Raw genomic sequence first — 3,053 nt, forward strand, 5'->3', positions numbered from 1 at the left:
GATACTGAAAACGCCAATCAACCCCTTGCGAACAATTTTGACAAGGACGCTGTCGCAGAACGCTTGGAAGTCCATGAAATGATCTTTGACGGGGTTGTAGACTTGGTAAAAACAGAGGCAGAGAAAAAGAGAAAGGCTGAGGAAGAAGCAGCTGCTAAGAAGAAGGCTGAGGAAGAGGCAGCTGCTAAGAAGAAGGCCGAGGAAGAAGCAGCTGCCAAGAAGAAGGCTGAGGAAGAGGCGGCAGCTAGAAAGAAAGCTGCAGAAGAGGAAGCAACAAAGAAGTTAATATACTTTAGTCAATATAATACTGACTATACAGAACTTCGATACGATTCAAAGGATGGAACAGCTAAGGGTAATATCGGCAGTTCTGGATGCGGGATAGTTACTATGACTATGGCAATAGATTCTTTATCTGACTATTATGTGACACCACCAGTTCTAAGGACCCTCTCTGTTGACTGGGGGACACGCGTAGTAGGAGGAACTGCTCCTGAGTTCTTTCCCAAAGCTGCGGAAAAATATGAACTGGACTGCGAGATAATTAGCCACACGCAAAGTCAAGACTATAAGTATGATCGGGCCATAAATGCTTTACAACAAGGTAATCTGGTAATCGGAGAAATGGATGAAGGACATTTTACATTAAAAGGACATTTCGTTATGTTCACCAAGGTAGAGAATAAAAATGGTACTAACTGGGTCTACGTATATGATCCTAATGACTATAATACCAGTTATACCAGAAAACCTTGGTATAATGATGGATTAATAGTTGTTATGGAACCAGGGAAAGTAAAGGCACATGGTGAAAAAGTTATTAAGCCGGAGCTTTTATAGAGTCTATATTATTTCGAAACCTGAAAAATAAAGAAGAGAGATAAATACTAAAGCGAAAAAACAATATTGAAAGTCGGGAGGGTTTACGGTGGTAAATAAGATACTAAAATACATGCTGTATAGTTTGATAGTAACAGCCATGACAGCAGGGTGCTCGACCCAAACCAATAATTTATCTAATGGAAAACAGAATCCTTTTTTAGACGAACCTATTGTTGCTCAACAAGGCGGCCAATTAGCATCGCATACTGGTACTAATACAGTTAGTACCGTTATTCTAAAACACGATAATAACATTATTTATACAGAGTACGTACGAGTGGGCGATAAGATCGCTGGACTCACAGTCAAATCTATTGATCGTGATAAAGGATATATTAGTGTTGAATTTTCCGGAGAAATAGAATTAACTGGAGAATGCTTTTGGGAGGCTTCGTCAGCAGCGGGAGCGGGATATGCATTCAAAATTGACGATTCTGATCTAAATAAGACTCCTCAACTTGATGGTTATAAAAGCAAGCGTATTATATCTATAAAAGATACGGACTATGCACAACAAAATTTACCTAAGCAACCATGCAGAGTTCGTCTCGTTCTTGCTAATTTGCTTGTACAGAACCTTACAGTTGTAACTCATATTGCTGATTTAGCCAAAGTAATCGAAATTATACCAGAAAACAGTTAGTACCTAATAAAAAAACAAACCTTTATGAGGACTGCCGTCACATAAGAGTTTGTCTTGAAATTTAAAAAGGAGTATCAGCAAATATGATAAGTTTGAATAGGTATGTGAGATTACGATTCATATCTCTATTTACCTGCATTATGATCTTTTTAGCATTTAGCTGGATTGTATTTCAAGAATCACCTGTTGAAGCATCATCCGTTTCAGACTTACGTCAGGCTGCTGACAAGGGAGACGCAGCGGCTCAATATAAGCTGGGCATAGCCTATGAGGAAGGGAACGGAGTCGAGAAAGACCTGGCTGAGGCAATAAAATGGTGGAAGCTGTCAGCGGAACAAGGGGATAGCGATGCCCAGCACATGATGGGCAATGTCTACATGTTTGGTTATGGAGCAGAGAAAAACTTTCCTGAAGGCCTCAAATGGTGGAAAAAGGCGGCTGACCAGGGGAATCCCTCTCTCAATTCATGCTTGGATTAGCATACTACCGAGGTGAAGGCGTCGCCAAAGATAATGCTGCGATGATAAGTTGGTTTCGCAAAGCCGCCGACCAAGGAAATCCTGACGCCCAGTATATGCTTGGCAACGCCTATGATGCAGGTGTAGGAGTGCCCGAAAATCCGGCAGAGGCGGTCAAGTGGTGGAAAAAGGCTGCTGAACAGGGAGAAGCTAAATCACAATATATGCTTGGATCAGCCTATGGCTCAGGCAGAGGAATAAAAAGAGACACTGCCGCCGCTTTTGCCTGGTGGAAAAAAGCGGCGGCCCAAGGTGAAGCGCAGGCGCAATATATGGTAGCGGCAGTATACATGTCCGGGAGCGGCGGTATGACAAGAAATCCTGCCGAGTCTATAAGCTGGGCGCGGAAGTCAGCGGAACAGGGGAATAGTGACGCTCAGTTTTTGCTGGGTCTTGCCTATTTCCATGGTGACGGGGTGCCAAAGGATATGGTTGTTGGAATCAGCTTGTGCCAAAGAGCTGCCGAACAAGGAAATGTAAAAGCCCAGTCATTCTTAGCCCGTGCTTACTATTTCGGGCAAGGTGTCTCGCAAAATCATACAGAAGCATTGAAGTGGTGGGAAAAAGCAGCGGAAAATGATGCGCTGGATGCTCAACTGGCACTGGGATCTTTATATTTTTCCGGCAGTAAAGAAATACCCCGTAATCTTGTTGTCGCCATGCAATGGTATCGCAAAGCAGCCGAACAGGGTGACAAAGTCGCTCAGTATAACTTAGAGAATTCGGGGTCAGGCTTGACTTATTGACTTATAAGACAATAAAGAGTAAACTTTTGGTAGAGATTACTCCAATGGAGAGAGGATGAACATGGCCAGACAAACCCGTATCCACTATGAAGGAGCTATCTATCATGTGATGGCAAGAGGAAACAACCGAGAAGACATATTCTTGGAACCCAATGACAAAATAAAATACCTGAACCTTATTCATCGTTATAAACAGCGATATGGTTTTGAAGTATTAGCCTATATGCTGATGAACAACCACGTCCATCTATTAGTAAGAATAGT

The 3,053-nt window shown here is 42.5% G+C and carries 5 protein-coding genes and 1 pseudogene; all 6 read left to right on the forward strand.

What is annotated here, in order from left to right:
- Positions 1-840: C39 family peptidase (locus ALO_RS17480; RefSeq protein WP_004098777.1), on the forward strand; the 840-nt coding region annotated here is incomplete at its 5' end.
- Between the two features lie 88 nt (positions 841-928).
- Positions 929-1,525, forward strand: coding sequence for a hypothetical protein (locus ALO_RS17485; protein ID WP_004098779.1), 597 nt, complete (start codon positions 929-931; stop codon positions 1,523-1,525).
- Positions 1,526-1,608: 83 nt separating this feature from the next.
- Complete coding sequence (locus tag ALO_RS21835; protein ID WP_004098781.1) at positions 1,609-2,004, forward strand: tetratricopeptide repeat protein; 396 nt, start codon at positions 1,609-1,611, stop codon at positions 2,002-2,004.
- Positions 1,992-2,036 (forward strand): annotated as a pseudogene (locus ALO_RS23845) (hypothetical protein); the annotation flags it as partial. The gene ALO_RS21835 and the pseudogene ALO_RS23845, both read left to right, overlap by 13 nt.
- Positions 2,037-2,045: 9 nt before the next feature.
- On the forward strand, positions 2,046-2,789 hold the full coding sequence (locus ALO_RS17490; RefSeq protein ID WP_238528309.1) for a tetratricopeptide repeat protein: 744 nt from the start codon (positions 2,046-2,048) through the stop codon (positions 2,787-2,789).
- A 61-nt stretch (positions 2,790-2,850) separates the two neighbouring features.
- On the forward strand, positions 2,851-3,053 hold a 203-nt coding region (locus ALO_RS21550), incomplete at its 3' end, for a transposase (protein ID WP_004098784.1).

The sequence above is a fragment of the Acetonema longum DSM 6540 genome (assembly GCF_000219125.1).
GTDB lineage: Bacteria > Bacillota > Negativicutes > Sporomusales > Acetonemataceae > Acetonema > Acetonema longum.

What these genes read in the sequence shown, in the direction of transcription:
- ALO_RS17490 (WP_238528309.1), top strand. Translation starts at nt 2,046, where the DNA reads ATGATAAGTTGGTTTCGCAAAGCCGCCGACCAAGGAAATCCTGACGCC.
- ALO_RS21835 (WP_004098781.1), top strand. Translation starts at nt 1,609, where the DNA reads ATGATAAGTTTGAATAGGTATGTGAGATTACGATTCATATCTCTATTT.